This is a genomic window from Neisseria sp. HMSC31F04 (genome assembly GCF_001807735.1).
Classification (GTDB): domain Bacteria; phylum Pseudomonadota; class Gammaproteobacteria; order Burkholderiales; family Neisseriaceae; genus Neisseria; species Neisseria elongata.
Window position 1 is genome coordinate 1 of record NZ_KV790798.1, and the last position, 15,291, is coordinate 15,291.

Annotated in this window: 12 protein-coding genes; 7 read left to right on the forward strand and 5 right to left on the reverse strand. The window is 59.1% G+C overall.

From position 1 onward, the window contains the following. Positions 1-233 precede the first annotated feature (233 nt). The 4 genes from pyrB to HMPREF3107_RS05740 all read left to right on the forward strand — a co-directional run bounded on the left by pyrB (position 234) and on the right by HMPREF3107_RS05740 (position 3,414). Complete coding sequence (gene pyrB, locus HMPREF3107_RS05725; protein ID WP_040665754.1) at positions 234-1,154, forward strand: aspartate carbamoyltransferase; 921 nt, start codon at positions 234-236, stop codon at positions 1,152-1,154. A 10-nt stretch (positions 1,155-1,164) separates the two neighbouring features. After that, a complete protein-coding gene (pyrI, locus tag HMPREF3107_RS05730; RefSeq protein ID WP_070454205.1) occupies positions 1,165-1,623 on the forward strand; it encodes an aspartate carbamoyltransferase regulatory subunit in 459 nt (152 codons plus the stop codon). A gap of 119 nt (positions 1,624-1,742) precedes the next feature. Then, complete coding sequence (gene orn, locus HMPREF3107_RS05735) at positions 1,743-2,300, forward strand: oligoribonuclease (RefSeq protein ID WP_070454206.1); 558 nt, start codon at positions 1,743-1,745, stop codon at positions 2,298-2,300. Between the two features lie 64 nt (positions 2,301-2,364). Then, positions 2,365-3,414, forward strand: coding sequence for a metallophosphoesterase (locus tag HMPREF3107_RS05740; RefSeq protein ID WP_070454207.1), 1,050 nt, complete (start codon positions 2,365-2,367; stop codon positions 3,412-3,414). 269 nt (positions 3,415-3,683) lie between these two features. Here the strand turns inward: HMPREF3107_RS05740 and HMPREF3107_RS05745 are convergent, their stop codons facing one another. From HMPREF3107_RS05745 to HMPREF3107_RS05765, 5 genes are all read right to left on the reverse strand, one after another. Further along, a complete protein-coding gene (locus HMPREF3107_RS05745) occupies positions 3,684-4,580 on the reverse strand; it encodes a tyrosine-type recombinase/integrase (protein ID WP_070454208.1) in 897 nt (298 codons plus the stop codon). A gap of 63 nt (positions 4,581-4,643) precedes the next feature. Continuing rightward, positions 4,644-5,861 (reverse strand): bifunctional glutamate N-acetyltransferase/amino-acid acetyltransferase ArgJ, encoded by a 1,218-nt coding sequence (argJ, locus tag HMPREF3107_RS05750; RefSeq protein ID WP_070454209.1) that lies wholly within the window; start codon positions 5,859-5,861, stop codon positions 4,644-4,646. 184 nt (positions 5,862-6,045) lie between these two features. Then, entirely contained in the window at positions 6,046-7,107 is a 1,062-nt protein-coding gene (locus HMPREF3107_RS05755; protein ID WP_070454210.1) for a PgaA family protein, read from the reverse strand. Positions 7,108-7,305: 198 nt separating this feature from the next. Continuing rightward, entirely contained in the window at positions 7,306-8,127 is an 822-nt protein-coding gene (locus HMPREF3107_RS05760; protein WP_070454211.1) for a siderophore-interacting protein, read from the reverse strand. Between the two features lie 170 nt (positions 8,128-8,297). Continuing rightward, positions 8,298-8,963: a multidrug efflux system transcriptional repressor MtrR gene (locus tag HMPREF3107_RS05765; RefSeq protein WP_070454212.1), complete on the reverse strand. Its 666-nt coding sequence runs from the start codon at positions 8,961-8,963 to the stop codon at positions 8,298-8,300. Between the two features lie 183 nt (positions 8,964-9,146). Between HMPREF3107_RS05765 and HMPREF3107_RS05770 the strand changes: the two genes are divergently transcribed. The 3 genes from HMPREF3107_RS05770 to HMPREF3107_RS05780 all read left to right on the forward strand — a co-directional run bounded on the left by HMPREF3107_RS05770 (position 9,147) and on the right by HMPREF3107_RS05780 (position 15,173). After that, the gene (locus HMPREF3107_RS05770; protein ID WP_070454215.1) at positions 9,147-10,484 is read left to right on the forward strand and encodes an efflux RND transporter periplasmic adaptor subunit; all 1,338 of its coding nucleotides are present in this window, start codon (positions 9,147-9,149) and stop codon (positions 10,482-10,484) included. Positions 10,485-10,496: 12 nt separating this feature from the next. Then, positions 10,497-13,673 carry an efflux RND transporter permease subunit gene (locus HMPREF3107_RS05775; RefSeq protein ID WP_070454213.1) on the forward strand — a complete coding sequence of 1,059 codons (3,177 nt, stop codon included), beginning with the start codon at positions 10,497-10,499 and terminating at the stop codon, positions 13,671-13,673. Between the two features lie 66 nt (positions 13,674-13,739). After that, positions 13,740-15,173, forward strand: a complete 1,434-nt coding sequence (locus tag HMPREF3107_RS05780; protein WP_070454214.1) for an efflux transporter outer membrane subunit — start codon at positions 13,740-13,742, stop codon at positions 15,171-15,173. The last annotated feature ends 118 nt before the right edge of the window (positions 15,174-15,291 follow it).

Below are 15,291 nucleotides of genomic sequence, written 5' to 3' on the forward strand. Positions count from 1 at the left end.
GATTTTGGGGGGATTTTGCAAAGGTCTCGGCCCCAGCCTGAAAATCCCAACCCCGAAAAGGCAAATATGCGATAATCGCCCCGTCCTACCGATTAGAGGCAACACATGGCCCGCCCCGCATTTTCCACCCGCCCTTTTCGGGCCGCATGCCGCGGCGCATCCGTCATTGTTTGCCGTTGTTTCGCAAAACCCCGCCTTCGCGGGGTTTTTGCCGAATGAAGAAAGGAAACCGAATGCCCAACCCGCTTTACCGACAACACGTCATTTCCATTTCCGACCTGACGACCGAACAGCTCGAACTGCTGCTTCAGACGGCCTTGAAGCTGAAAGAGCACCCGCGCGACGACCTGCTCGAAGGCAAACTCATCGGCTCATGCTTTTTCGAACCCTCCACCCGCACGCGCCTGTCGTTTGAAACCGCCGTGCAACGCTTGGGCGGCAAAGTCATCGGCTTTGCCGACGGCGCGAACACCAGCGCGAAAAAAGGCGAAACCCTCGCCGACACCGCCCGCATCATCTCCAGCTACACCGACGCCATCATCCAACGCCATCCCAAAGACGGCGCGGCGCGCGTGTCTGCCGAGTTTTCCAAAGTCCCCGTCATCAACGCCGGCGACGGCACCAACCAACACCCCAGCCAAACCCTGCTCGACCTCGTGACCATCTACGAAACCCAAGGTCGTCTGAACAAGCTCAAAATCGCCATGGCGGGCGACCTCAAATACGGCCGCACCGTCCATTCCCTCTGCCAAGCCCTCAAACGCTGGGATTGCGAATTCGCCTTCGTCTCCCCGCCCAGCCTCGCCATGCCCGAATACATCACCGAAGAACTCGAAGCCGCAGGCTGCCGTTACCAAATCCTGCCCGACCTCGAAGCCGCTATCGAATGGGCGGACATCCTGTACATGACCCGCGTCCAACGCGAACGCTTCGACGAACAAGAGTTCGCCAAAATCCAAGGCAAATTCAACCTCAACGCCGCCATGCTCGCCAACGCCCGTCCCAATCTGCGCGTGCTGCACCCCCTGCCGCGCGTTGACGAAATCCACCCCGACGTCGATGCCACGCCGCACGCCTACTATTTCGAGCAGGCGACCAACGGCGTTTACGCCCGCATGGCGATTTTGTCGCTGGTGTTGAACGAAGAAGTGTAAGGAAAAAAACATGGAAAATAAAAAACTCAGCGTCGAAGCCATCGAAAACGGTACCGTCATCGACCACATCCCCGCCGGGCTGGGCCTGGCCATCCTGCGCCAGTTCAAACTGCTGCATTACGGCAGTGCCGTAACCGTCGGCTTCAACCTGCCCAGTAAAACCCAAGGCCGCAAAGACATCATCAAAATTTCCGGCGTGGCATTCGACGACGAGGCTGCCAACCGCCTCGCCCTCTTCGCGCCCGAAGCCACCGTCAATACCATCGCCGATTTCAAAGTGGTGGCCAAACGCCGCCTGACCCTGCCCGACGAAATCGCCGAAGTGTTCCGCTGCCCCAATGCCAACTGCGCCAGCCACGGCGAACCGGTGAAAAGCCGCTTTTCCATCCGCGGCCAAGGCAGCCAGACCAAGCTCAAATGCCATTACTGCGAAAAAACCTTCCCGCGCGAATTCGTATTGGATGCCTGATGCGGAGAGGCCGTCTGAAAAACAGGTTCCGACATTGCCGAAGCCCGTTTCAGACGGCCTTTCCAAATCGGGCATATCCTTTATAATCCGCCGCTTTCCCATTCAAAAGGCCGTCTGAAATGACCCAAAACGCAAACAACCTCTGCTGGCTCGACATGGAAATGACCGGGCTTGACCCCGAACGCGAACGCATCATCGAAGTCGCCATGATTATCACCGACCCCGATTTGAACGTCTTGGCGCAGTCCGAAGTTTATGTCGTCCACCAAAGCGACGAACTGCTCGACGGCATGGACGAATGGAACACCGCCACCCACGGCCGCACGGGGCTGACGCAGCGCGTACGCGAATCGCGGCTGACCGAAGCCGAAGTGGAACAAAAACTGCTCGACTTTATCGCGCAATGGATTCCCGAAAAAACCACGCCGATGTGCGGCAACTCCATCCACCAAGACCGCCGTTTTATGGTCAAATACATGCCGCGCCTCGAAGCGTATTTCCACTACCGCAATCTGGACGTGTCCACCCTGAAAGAACTCGCCAAACGTTGGAATCCGCCCGTTGCCAAAGGCGTGGTGAAACGCGGTTCGCATCAGGCTTTGGACGATATTCTCGAAAGCATCGAGGAAATGCGTTACTACCGCGAAAACTTCTTGAAACTGCCCGAGGCCGTCTGAAAGCATGGAATGACGCAGGTAATCTGTTTTTTACCAATCCTTTTTCAGACGGCCTCCGACCATCATGTCCTATCAATACCGCCAATCCCTGCCCGATACGCCGCTGGACATCGTCGGCGATGTTCACGGCGAATTTGACGCTTTCCAATCGCTGCTGCACCGGCTCGGCTACCGCGACGACGGTTTCCATCCGCGCGGGCGGCGGCTGGTGTTCGTAGGCGATTTATGCGACCGCGGGCCCGACAGCCCCGCGATGTTGGCGTGGTTCAAACAGGCTTATGAACACGGATGGGCATGGATGATTTTGGGCAACCACGAATTGAACATTCTTGCCGACGACCCGAAAGACGGCTCCGGCTGGTTTTTCGATGTCCGCGCCGAAAAAGACGCCCATTACACGCCGTGGCATTGTGTGGAAGAGAAAGAGAAAACAGAATTGCGCACATGGCTGGCCGAACAGCCGCTGCTGCTGGAGCGCGAAGACCTGCGCATCGTCCACGCCGCCTGGCTGCCGCCGCAAATCGAACGCCTCGAGGAAGCAAAAGGCGAAAGCCTGACCGCGCAATACCGCCGCTTCGATGCCGAGTTGAAACACCGCCTTCAGTCGGCCTCTTGGTATCCCGACTACCGCTACGAACAGGCGCATTACGCCCCGCAGGCGGAAAACCCCGACCATGCGCCGCCGCCCATGCCCGCCACGGCGCGATACGAACTCGAACGCAGCCGCCTGCATCCGATACGCGCCCTCACCAGCGGCGTGGAGCGTTTGGCGGACAAGCCGTTTTACGCCGGAGGACGCTGGCGCGGTACGACCCGTTGCGCGTGGTGGGATGACTACCGCGACGACAAGCCCGTCGTTATCGGCCATTATTGGCGCAGTTGGCAGCCGTCTCCCGCCGCCGTTGCCGCCGAACGGCTGTTGTTGCCGCCGCAGCCGGATGTCTGGCACGGCGCGCGGCGCAACGTGTTCTGCATCGATTTCTCGATTGGCGCAAGCTGGCGGGCAAGGAAATTCCCGCAGAAATACCGTCCCGAACAGTTCAGGCTGGCGGCGTTGCGCTGGCCGGAGAAGGTGTTGGTGTTTGAGAACGGCGAATGCGCGGCGACGCGTTAGATGCGGATACGGACAGATAAAAGGCCGTCTGAAAAAACGTTTTGGGGTTTTTCAGACGGCCTTTTCCCGTTGCGGGTACGGCGGGGCTGTTTTTATCGGCGAAACCGGAAGCCTGCGGTTATCCGCGTGCGGGGGAAGCGGCGGCATCGGAATTTTTTGACGCGGATAAAGTGCGAACGGTATTGCGCGCTTTGTTTGTATAGAAAAGTTGGTTTTCAGAATGTTGGGGCCGTCTGAACAGGCGGTGCGGGCGGAGACGGCAGACGGGTTTATCCGTCGTCTTTCTTTCGTTTCGCCCTCGGATGGGCGCGGTCGTACACTTGCGCCAGGCGGTCGAAATCGAGTTTGGTGTAAATTTGGGTGGCGGACAGGTTGCTGTGGCCGAGCAGCTCCTGTATGGCGCGGATGTCGCCGGAGGATTGCAGTAGGTGGCTGGCGTAGCTGTGGCGCATCATGTGCGGGCTGAGGTGTTGCGGGCTACCGTTTTTTACCGCCCAGTCGCGCAGGCGGTTTTGGATTTGGCGGATGCCCAGCCGTTTGCCCGTGTGGCCGGTGAACAGGGCGGTTTCGCCGCTTTGCGCGATGCGTTGCGGCAGGTAGGCGCGCAGGGCGGAAACGCTGCGGCTGCCCAGCGGCACTTGGCGGTGTTTGCCGCCTTTGCCGCGTACTTCCACCCAGCCTTCGTCGAGCAGGATGTCGTCCGTATTCAGGCCGTGCACTTCGGCCACGCGCAGGCCGCTGCCGTAGAGCAGTTCGAATATGGCCAAATCGCGCACGTCGAGGCCGTTTTCTGCGGGTGCGTGGTCGAGCAGGCGGTTGAGCGGTTCGGCATCCACGGCTTTCGGCAGCCGTTCGGGTGCTTTCGGTGCTTTCAGGCGGACTGTCGGGTCGGCATCGAGCAGCTTTTGCCGCATGAGGAAGGCGCAGTATTGCCGCCAGACGGAAAGTTTGCAGGCAAGGCTGCGTTCGGATTGGTTTTGCTGCGACAGTTTTTTCAGGACGGCGACGAAGTCGTTGCGGCCGACGGATTGGCCGTGTGCAGGCAGAAGGTTGAAGAGCTGGGTCAAATCGCGGCGGTAGGCGGCCAGCGTGTGCGCGGATTTGCCCTGCCTTTGCAGTTCGGCAAGGTAGGGGTCGAGGTGGTGCGGCAGTTCGTCCGGCGTCATCGGGTTTCCTGACAGGGTGGGGAAGAGGCCGTCTGAAAGCCGGTTTCAGACGGCCTTTGCGGTTTACGAACGGTAGTCGGCGTTGATGGAAACGTAATCGTGCGAGAGGTCGCAGGTGTAGATGGCGGCCTGTTCGCGGCCGCGTTGCAGGTCGATGCGGACGGTGATTTCGCTTTCGTTCATGACGGCCTGACCCTGTTCTTCGGTGTAGCCGGCGGCGCGGCCGCCTTTTTCCGCCACCAATACGCCGTTGAGCCACATTTTCAGGGTGTTACAGTCCAAATCGACGCCGGAACAGCCGACGGCGGCCAGCAGGCGGCCGAGGTTGGGGTCGGAGGCGAAGAAGGCGGTTTTGACCAGCGGGGAGCGGGCGACGGCATAGGCGGCTTGGCGTGCTTCGTCGCGGCTTTCGGCGTTGCAGACTTCGATGGTAATGAATTTGGTCGCGCCTTCGCCGTCGCGGACGATGGCTTGGGCGAGTTCGAGGGCGAGGCCGCAGAGCAGGTCTTTGAGCTGTTTGTAGCGCGGGTCGGCGATGTTGTCGATTTCGCTTTGGCCGTTTTTGCCGGTGGCGATGATGACGAAGCTGTCGTTGGTGCTGGTGTCGCCGTCCACGGTGATGCTGTTGAAGGTGTCGTCGGCGATTTCCTGCGTCATCAGCTGGAGGACGGGTTGGGAAACTTTGGCATCGGTGGCGATGAAGCCGAGCATGGTCGCCATGTTGGGATGAATCATGCCGGAGCCTTTGGCGACGCCGGTGGCGCGGACGGTGTGTTTTTCGCCGACTTTGCCTTCGCGCGAGGCGGATTTGGGGACGGTGTCGGTGGTCATGATGGCGCGCGCCGCATCCGCCCAGCCGGCCGGGCGCAGTTTGGGCAGGGCGGCAATAATTTTGTCGGCGGGCAGGGGTTCGAGGATGACGCCGGTGGAGAAGGGGAGAACTTGGGTCAGGGCACAGCCTGCCTGTTCGGCCGCCGCTTCGCAGACGGCCATGGCGCGGTCGCGGCCTTCTTCGCCAGTTCCCGCGTTGGCGTTGCCGGTGTTGATGACGAGGGCGCGTACGCCGTCGGCATCGAACAGGTGTTGTTTGCAGATGCGCACGGGTGCGGCGCAGAAGCGGTTTTGGGTAAACACCGCGCCGACTGTGCTGCCGTCGGAGAGCAGCATCAGTGTGAGGTCGTCGTGTTGCGGTTTTTTGATGCCCGCCTGTCCGACGAAGAGGCGGATGCCGTCGATGGCTTGGAGTTGGCCGGCGGGGGTTTCTCGGTAATTGACTGCCATGATTTTTTCCTTTGTATCGTTGGGAGGGGCGGCCGTGGAAGGGAAAACCGTTTCCGTGGCGTGTCCGATTCTACCGCTTCGGCGGGCGGGCTTTCAACCGTGTTCGGAACGGGAAAGAGGCCGTCTGAAAAAGCACCTGTGCGGCGGAATGTTTTTTCAGACGGCCTCTTCGGATTGAGGGCGGTTAGTGCATGATGGGCGGCAAGACACGGAATTGGAGGCTGCGCGCTTTGCCGGGGTTGCTTGGGTAGTTGAGGTCGCGGGCGATGTCTTCCACCGCACTGTCCATGGGCGGGATGGGGTTGCCTAGTGCGTCGAGCAGGACTTTGCCTTTTGCGGGCGCGGCTTTGGCGGCGGAAGGCCGGTTTGTGACCGACGGCGGCTGTGCGGAGGCGGTAACGGGGCGGCTGTTCATGGCCAGTGCCTGCGCATACTGTTCTTTCACATAATCGAGCTGTTCTTGGTGGCGCGCCAGCGCGCGGTAGTCTTCCAAGGCTTCCTGGTCGCGCCCCAAGGCGATGAGGACGGCCATGCGGTCGCGTTTGGCCTGGTTGTAAATTTCGCTGTTTTCTTCGCTTTCGCGCAGGATTTTGCTCAGGCCGTCGTAAACTTGCTCCAGACGTTTGCGGTCGCCGTCGGTGCGGGCGCGGCGCAGTTCGTCGGCCAGTTTGGCGTGGCGCAGCCACAGGCGGTCTTTGGCGGAGAAAAATTTGCCGTGGCGGGAGATGAGTTGCTCTTGTGCGGCAAAGTCGCGGCGTTCGGCGGCAGCGCGGTATTGCTGCAGGATGTGGTCGCGTTCGGCGGTTTCGGCTTCGCGGCGGCGGTTTGCTTCCTGCTGCTTGCGCGATGGAACGGCGGTTTCGTTGTTTTGGATGCGGTTGTCCATGTAGGACTGGGCGGCGGCGATGTCGGCATCGTTGCCGAAGCGTTCGCGGTAGAGGGCGATTTGGTTGATGGCGTAGATGTAGTCGTTGCCGTCGAGTGCGGTCAGCGCGCCGCCCAGCCAGCCGATTTTGCGTTCGGGGTCGCTTTTTTGCAGTGCTTGGTAGAGTTGGAGGGCGGTGTCGAACTGTTTTTCGTCGCGGGCGGCTTTGGCCAGGTTTTCCAGTTCGTCGGGCGCATAGTCGCCGGGGCGGCATTCGGGGCAGGCGGCCAGTGCCTGCCGCCTGTCGCCGCGCCGTACCAGCAGTGCAATCCAGTCGGCACGGACTTTGCCGTTGCCGGTTTTCCGGTAGAGTTCGCCCATTTTTCGGGCGGCTTCGGCCAGCTGGCTGTCGCCCTACCGGGCATAAACGGCCAGCCGTTCGCGTTCGCGGTCGGTGTCGTCGGAGCGGGCGGTGCAGTAGAGTGCGAGGAGGAGGGCGGTCAGTGCGGTACGGGCTTTCATGCGGTGGGTCGCGTCGTGGTTGCAGGCCGTTATGATAGGGGTTTGTGCGGGAAAAGGCTATTGCTGCGGGTTTTCCGCATCGCCGTCGACGAAGGCGTGCCGTTTTTGGTGGTAGGCTTCTTCGGCCTCGCCCTGCCGCCAATAGGGGACGGCGTAGCAGCGGGCGGGCGGCAGTTTCCAAGTTTGGCGGGCGATGGGGCGCAGCGCGGTCACCAGTTCGGCTTCGGCGGCAAACCAGACGTAGCAGTCGGCATTTTCCGGTTCGGCTTGTCCGACGGCTTCGACGATGGCGGCATTTTGCTCGGCTCCGCCGATAAAGGTGCGGACGGTGATGCCGGGCGGGTGTCGGAAGTCGTCCGGCAGGTCGGCGGGGTCGGGCAGCAGCAGGAATACCTGCCCGCGTGCTTCAGACGGCATTTGTTCGAGCATGGCGGCGATGGCGGGCAGGGCGGTCAGGTCGCCTGCCAGCAGGTAGTATGCAGCCGGTTTCAGGATGCTGCCGCGTTTGGGGGCGGTGATGCCGACGGTTTGGCCGGGCAGGGCGCGGGCGGCGAATGCGGCGGCCGGGCCGTTGTCGCCGTGGAGGACGAAATCGACTTCCAGCAGGCATTTGCCGGCATCGAAGCGGCGGACGGTGTAGGTGCGGCTGTAAGGTTTGGCCGACGGGTCGCGCCATTTCGGACGGCCGTTTTCAAAGCCTTCGGGCATTTGCGGCTCGGCCTGCCCGCTTCGGGGCAGCAGCAGTTTGAACGGTACGCCGTTGCTTTCGCAGGGGTAGTCGGCCAGTTCGGGGCCGGAAAAGGTGATGCGGCACATGTTTGTGCCCAGCATCCTGCGGCTTTGCACTTGAATCAGGCGGGGTCTGTCGGGGCGGTTCATCAGTTTGTCCTCGTTTCGGGTTACGGTTTGCGGGAGGGTGTTTCAGCGGGAAAAGGGGTTTGGCTTGGGTCGGTTACGGGGTCTGCTTCCTAATGGAAACCTCGGTTTGGCTGCGTGCAAACCTACGCCGTTTGTTTTCATTCCGTTGAAGCTGTGTTTCAGACGGCCTTTCAGACGGCCTCTACAGTTTTTTCGGCGTGCTTCGCGCTGTTCGGCTTGAGCAGGCGCAGGGTCGGGCTGTGTTGCAGGGTGTAGATGGCGGTGTCGATAATCGGCGGGACGACGGCTTCCAAATCCAGGTCGTCTTCGTGCAGCCACATTTCCATCAGGCCGCAGATGGTGGCGCGCAGGTAGGTGATGGCCAGATCGATGTGGAGGTTGCCGGGCAGTTCGTTGCGGGCGGTGCAGCGGAGGACGATTTCGCGCAGCTGCTCTTCCCACAGGGCAATGTATTTTTTCTGCACGGCCATGATGGCTTTGTTTTCTTCCGTATATTCGCATTTCAAATGGGTGATGACGAAGAGTTTGTGGTGCAGCTCGTCGTGTTTGATGTTGGCGAAGATGCCGTTCAGCAGTTGCCTCAGGCCTTGTTTGTCGGCTTTCTTGAGGCCGTCTGAAAAGGTGGTGCTGAAGTTCTCGAAAGTCTGCCGGAACAGTTCTTCAAACAGTTCTTCCTTGTTTTTGAAATGCCAATAAAGCGCGCCGCGCGTTACGCCTGCATTGCGGGCGATGGCTTGGAGCGGGGTTTTTGCCACGCCATGGAGGAAAAAGGTGTCGAGGGCGGACTGCAACAGCTGCTCGCGGGTTTTTTGGGCTTCGGCCTTGGTTTTTCTCATGGTTTGTGAAACGGAATAAGTAAAAAATTCCGCGCATTATAAGATTCAATTTACTTACATTCAACATTGTATGTATAATGCGCGGCTTCAAGTTGTCATAAAAAGAGCAGATTAGGCCGTCTGAACATTCAGACGGCCTGATTTGGTGCAGGTTTGAACAGAATTTATACAGGAAACGATATGATGCAGAAATTTTCCGCGCACACGGCAAGGCTAGCTGTTTTGGCTGCCGCCACCGCTTTGGCTTTGGCCGCCTGCGGCGGCAAAGACGGCGGTCAGGCGGCTGCGGGGCAAAAACAGGGCGGCGCGCAACAAAAGCAGGCTCCCTCGCCCGTGGTTGAAGTGGTTACCGTAGAGCCGCAAGATGTGGCCTTGAGCGTCGAACTGCCCGGCCGTCTGGAGGCCGTGCGTTCCGCCGACGTGCGCCCGCAGGTGGGCGGTATCGTCAAACGCCGCCTGTTTGAAGAGGGCAGCTATGTGCGCGAAGGCCAGCCGCTGTATCAGCTGGAAGACGCGACTTATGTCGCCTCGCTGGAAAGCGCGCGCGCCCAACTGGCTTCGGCCGAAGCGACGCTGGCCAAGGCGAATGCCGACCTGGCGCGCTACCGCCCGCTGGTAGAAGCCGATGCCATAAGCAAGCAGGAATATGATGCCGCCGTTACCGGAAAACGTTCAGCCGAAGCCGGTGTGAAAGCAGCCAGGGCGGCCATCAAGTCGGCACAAATCAATGTGAATTATTCCCGCATCACCGCGCCGATTTCCGGCTTTATCGGCCAGTCTAATGTTTCCGAAGGCGCGTTGGTCAGTGCGAACAGTACGACGGCAATGGCCAATATCAAGCAAACCGATCCGATGTATGCCAATGTAACCCAATCGGCCACTGAAATCATGAAGCTGCGCCAGCAGATTGCAGACGGCCGTCTGAAAGCCGTCGACGACCGCATCGAAGTGGACATCAAACTGGAAGACGGCACGGTTTATCCGCAAAAAGGCTTTTTGATGTTTGCCGACACCACCGTTAACGAAACCACGGGGCAGGTGAAACTGCGCGTGGTCGTGCCCAATCCGCAAAACGTCTTAATGCCCAACCTTTACGTCCGCGCCGTGATGTCGCAGTCCGTCGTGCCAAACGCCTATGTCGTGCCGCAGCAGGCGGTAACGCGCGGACAGCAGGACACCGTACTCGTGGTAAACGCGAAAAACGAAATGGAGCCGCGCCCGGTAACCGTGGCGGCGCAGCAGGGCAATAATTGGGTGATTACTTCCGGCCTGAATGCGGGAGACAAGGTTGTTGTCGCCGGTACCACCATTGCCGGCATGATGAGCGCGAAAACCGGCGTGAAAACCGTTACGACGAAAGAATGGACGCCGCCTGCTGAAGCCGCCAATACCCCCGCCGAGGCTCAGTCTGCCGCCGCTTCCGCTCCCCAATCTGCCGCCTCCGAGCCGAAAACCGACGTTCAGACGGCCTCAGAGGTCAAACCCGAAGCCAAATCCGCTTCCGAAGCCAAATCCAAATAAGGAACAGCGAATATGGCTAAGTTTTTTATCGACCGCCCCATTTTCGCGTGGGTAATCGCGATATTCGTCATACTGGCGGGCGTAATCGGCATCCGTTCGCTGCCGGTGTCGCAATATCCGTCGGTGGGTGCGCCCACCATCACGCTGACTGCCGTTTATCCCGGTGCATCGGCACAAGTGATGGAAGACAGCGTACTGGCCGTCATCGAACGAAACATGAACGGCGTTGAAGGTTTGGACTACATGACCACCAACGCCACATCCAGCGGCCGCGGTACGGTCAGCCTGACCTTTACGCCGGAAACCGATGAGAGTTTTGCCCAAGTCGAGGTGCAGAACAAACTGTCGGAAGTAACTGCGACACTGCCCGCTACCGTGCAGCAAAACGGTGTAACCGTGTCCAAATCGCGCTCCAATTTCCTGATGGTTTTGATGATATCGTCCGATACCATCGGAACGGAAGAAATCGCCGACTATGTGGAGCGTAATATCAAGCCCGAAATCCAACGCATCGACGGCGTCGGCGAAGCCCGCCTGTTCGGTTCGCAGCGCGCGATGCGGGTTTGGGTGGATCCGAAAAAGCTGCAGAACTACAACCTCTCTATGGCCGAGGTTTCGTCTGCCATCTCTACGCAAAACGCCCAAATCTCCGCCGGCTCGCTCGGCGCCCTGCCGAATGTGAGCGGACAGACCATTACCGCCACCATCACGGCGGAAGGCCAGCTGAAAACAGCCGAAGAATTCGGCAACATCATCGTCCGCGCAAACACCGACGGCTCCAACGTTTACCTGAAAGACGTGGCGCGTGTCGAATTGGGCAGTCAGGAATATGCCACTTCCACCCGACTGAACGGCAAGCCGGCCGTCGGTATGGCCGTCATGCTGTCCAACAAGGGTAACGCGATGGCCACCGCCGCCGCCGTCCGCGAACGGATGGACGAATTGCAGAAATTCTTCCCCGGCGACATGAAGTGGGATGCACCTTACGATACCTCGAAATTCGTTTCCATCTCGATTAAAAAAGTAGTGCAGACGCTGGCCGAGGCAATTTTGCTGGTGTTCGTCGTGATGTTCCTCTTCCTGCAAAACATCCGCTATACCCTGATTCCGACCATTGTCGTACCGATTTCGCTGCTGGGCGCGTTTGCCTGCCTGCGATATCTCGGTATGTCGATTAACGTGCTGACCATGTTCGCCATGGTGCTGGTGATCGGTATCGTTGTGGACGATGCGATTGTGGTGGTGGAAAACGTGGAAAGGATTATGAGCGAGGAAGGGCTGCCGCCGAAAGAGGCGACGAAAAAAGCCATGTCGCAGATTTCCGGTGCGGTTATTGGTATTACCGCCGTGTTGATTTCCGTGTTTGTGCCACTGCTGTTCCTTTCAGGCGCGAGCGGTAAGATTTTCACACAGTTCGCCGCCACTATGGCGATAGCGATTGCCTTTTCGGCTTTCTTTGCCTTGTCGCTAACCCCCGCCTTGTGCGCCACCCTGCTCAAACCGATTCCGAAAGGGCATCACGAAGAGAAAAAAGGCTTCTTCGGCTGGTTTAACCGCACGTTCAGCAAAGGCACGCACAAATACGAAAGCGTCGTGGCCAAAGTATTGAAGCACACAGTGCCGATGCTGGTGGTGTATGTGGCATTGGGTGGCGTGGCCGTTCTGCTGTACAAAAACATACCAAACTCCTTCCTGCCGCAGGAAGACCAAGGCAGCCTGATGATGATGGTTCAGCTTCCGGCCGGCGCGACCAAAGAGCGTACCGATGCGACTTTGGCTACTGCCAACGAAGTTATCACCAAAATGCCGGAGGTGGAAAGCTTCCTCGGCGTGTCCGGCTTCAGCTTTGCCGGTTCTGGTCAGAACATGGGTTTCGGCTTCATTACGCTGAAAGACTGGTCCGAAAGGACTGACCCCGCCAGCAGCGCGGCCATCGTTTCCAGAAAAATCACAGGTGCGTTGATGCAGAATGTGAAAGACGGTTTCGGTATTGCCATCAATCCGCCCGCCATTATGGAACTGGGCACCATTTCGGGTTTTGAATTCTATCTGCAAGACCGTAACAACAGCGGCCATGCCGCATTGCTGGCCAAGCGCAACGAACTGATTGCCCAAATGCGTCAAAACCCGATATTCGACAGTGCAAACATCCGCGCCTCCGGCTTGGAAGACGCACCGCAGCTCAAGCTGGAAATCGACCGTCAGGCCGCAGCGGCCCAAGGTATCGATTTCTCGTCCATACGCAGCGTTTTGGGAACGGCATTGAGTTCTTCGTATATCAACGACTTCCCGAACAACGGTCGTTTGCAGCGCGTAATCGTCCAAGCCGACGCGCAGTCGCGTATGCGGCCGGAAGACATCCTCGCGCTGACCGTGCCGAACAAATCAGGCGTTGCCGTGCCGCTGTCCACCATCGCCACCGCGAAATGGGAAAACGGCATGGAGCAGAGCGTTCGCTTCAACGGCTATCCGTCGATGAAGCTGGAAGGTGTGGCGGCCAGCGGCTACTCCACCGGACAGGCGATGGCCGAAGTGAAAAGGTTGGTAGACGAACTTGAGGGCGGTTACAGCTTGGAATGGGCCGGTCAGTCGCGCGAAGAAGCCAAAGGCAACTCGCAAACCTATTTGGTTTACGGCTTGGCGATTTTGGCCGTCTTCCTCGTGTTGGCCGCACTGTATGAAAGCTGGTCGATTCCGTTCTCCGTGATTTTGGTCGTACCGCTGGGCTTCCTCGGTGTGGTGCTGGGTATCACAGGACGCAACGGCTTCCTCGCCCTGTTCGGCGTGCCGCCGCAGTATCTGGATGATATCTATTTCCGAGTCGGCCTGATTACCGTGATTGGTTTGAGCGCGAAAAACGCCATTCTGATTATCGAATTTGCCAAAGACCTGCAAGAGCAGGGCATGGATGCGGTGAAATCGGCACTTCATGCGGCTCATCTGCGTTTCCGTCCGATTATCATGACTTCCTTCGCCTTTATTTTGGGCGTGGTGCCGCTGTTCTTCGCTTCGGGCGCAAGCTCGGCCAGCCAGCGCGCCATCGGTACTTCCGTATTGTCGGGTATGTTGGTCGGCACCATCCTGTCGGTCTTCCTCGTGCCGCTGTTCTATGTGGTAATACGCAAGCTGTTCAAAGGCAAGCAGCCACAACAACCGCAACAGCCTGCCCTGCCAATGCACGGCGAATAAACCACCGGCTTTCAGACGGCCTCCGAACGCATAGGGAGGCCGTCTGAAAAACAACAAGGACCAAACATGAAACAAAATTTTTTCAAACCCCTTTTGAGTGCGGCCGCCGTTGCCGCCGCATTGTCCGGCTGCACCATGATTCCGAAATACGAACAGCCGCAGGTTGCGGTGTCGGAAACGTTCAAATACGATAAGGCGCAAAACAGCATTCAGGCGGCCTCATTGGGCTGGCAGGATTATTTTGCCGACCCGCGCCTGCACCGCCTGATTGAAATTGCGCTGGAACGCAATACCGACCTGCGTACCGCCGCGCTCAACGCCGAAGCACTGCGCGAGCAATACCGCATCACGCGCGCCAACCTGTTCCCGACGCTGGCGGCTAACGGCAACGGGGCGCGCCAGCGTACCGCCGCCAACCTTGCGGGAGGCCGTGCCGCCATCACCGAATCGTACAGCGTCGGCCTCGGCGTATCGGCATACGAACTCGACCTCTTCGGCAAAGCGCGCAGCAACAACCGTGCCGCGTTGGAAAGCTACTTCAACAGCACCGCCGCCCGCGATGCCGTCCACCTGACCATTGTCGCTTCCGTGGCCAAAGCCTATTTCAACGAACGCTACGCCGAAGAAGCAATGAAACTGGCGCAAAACGTTTTGAAAACCCGCGAGCAAACCTACCGCCTGAGCCAGTTGAAACACAAAGCGGGCGTGATTTCCGCCGTTGATTTGCGCCAACAGGAAGCTTTGATTGCCTCCGCACAGGCCGATTACGAAACGGCCGTGAAAAACCGCGAGCAGGCGCGCAACGCCTTGTCCGTGCTGATTAACCAACCCCTTCCGGACGATTTGCCGGCAGGATTGCCGCTGTCGCGTCAGTTTAAAGTCAGCCGCCTGCCCGCAGGCCTGACATCCGACGTGTTGCTCAACCGCCCCGACATCCGCGCCGCCGAACACTCGCTGAAACAGGCCAATGCCAATATCGGTGCCGCCCGCGCCGCATTCTTCCCCAGCATCACCCTCACAGGCAGCGTCGGATCGGCTTCCAACGAATTGAATAATCTCTTCAAGTCCGGCAACGGCACTTGGGCGTTCGCACCTTCAATCAACGTTCCGATTTTCACTTGGGGCGCATTGAAAGCCAGCCTTGATGCGGCGAAAATCCGCCAGCAGATTCAGGTTGTGAACTATGAGGCGGCGGTACAAAGTGCGTTCAGAGACGTGGCCGACGCATTGGTGGCACGCGAACAGCTGGAAAAAGCCCATGCAGCCAAAGCCAAACAGAGCAAGGCTTACGCCGACCAACTGCGCCTGGTTCAACTGCGCTACAAGCACGGCGTTTCCAGCGCGCTCGACCTACTCGATGCCGAACGCAGCAGCTATGCCGCCGACAGCGCGCTGTTGGCCAGCAGCCTGACGCGGCTGGAAAACATGGCCGACCTCTACAAAGCACTCGGCGGCGGTTTGAAACGCTTCGGCAACGATACGGGGGACGCGGCGAAATAGGCCGTCTGAAACGCGGTTGCCGCAAAGCCGGAGCAAGGCTCCCGTTATGATTGGGCCGTCTGAAAAACAGTTTTGCCAAACGGCAAACGGGTTTTCAGACGGCCTGAGACCTTTGCAA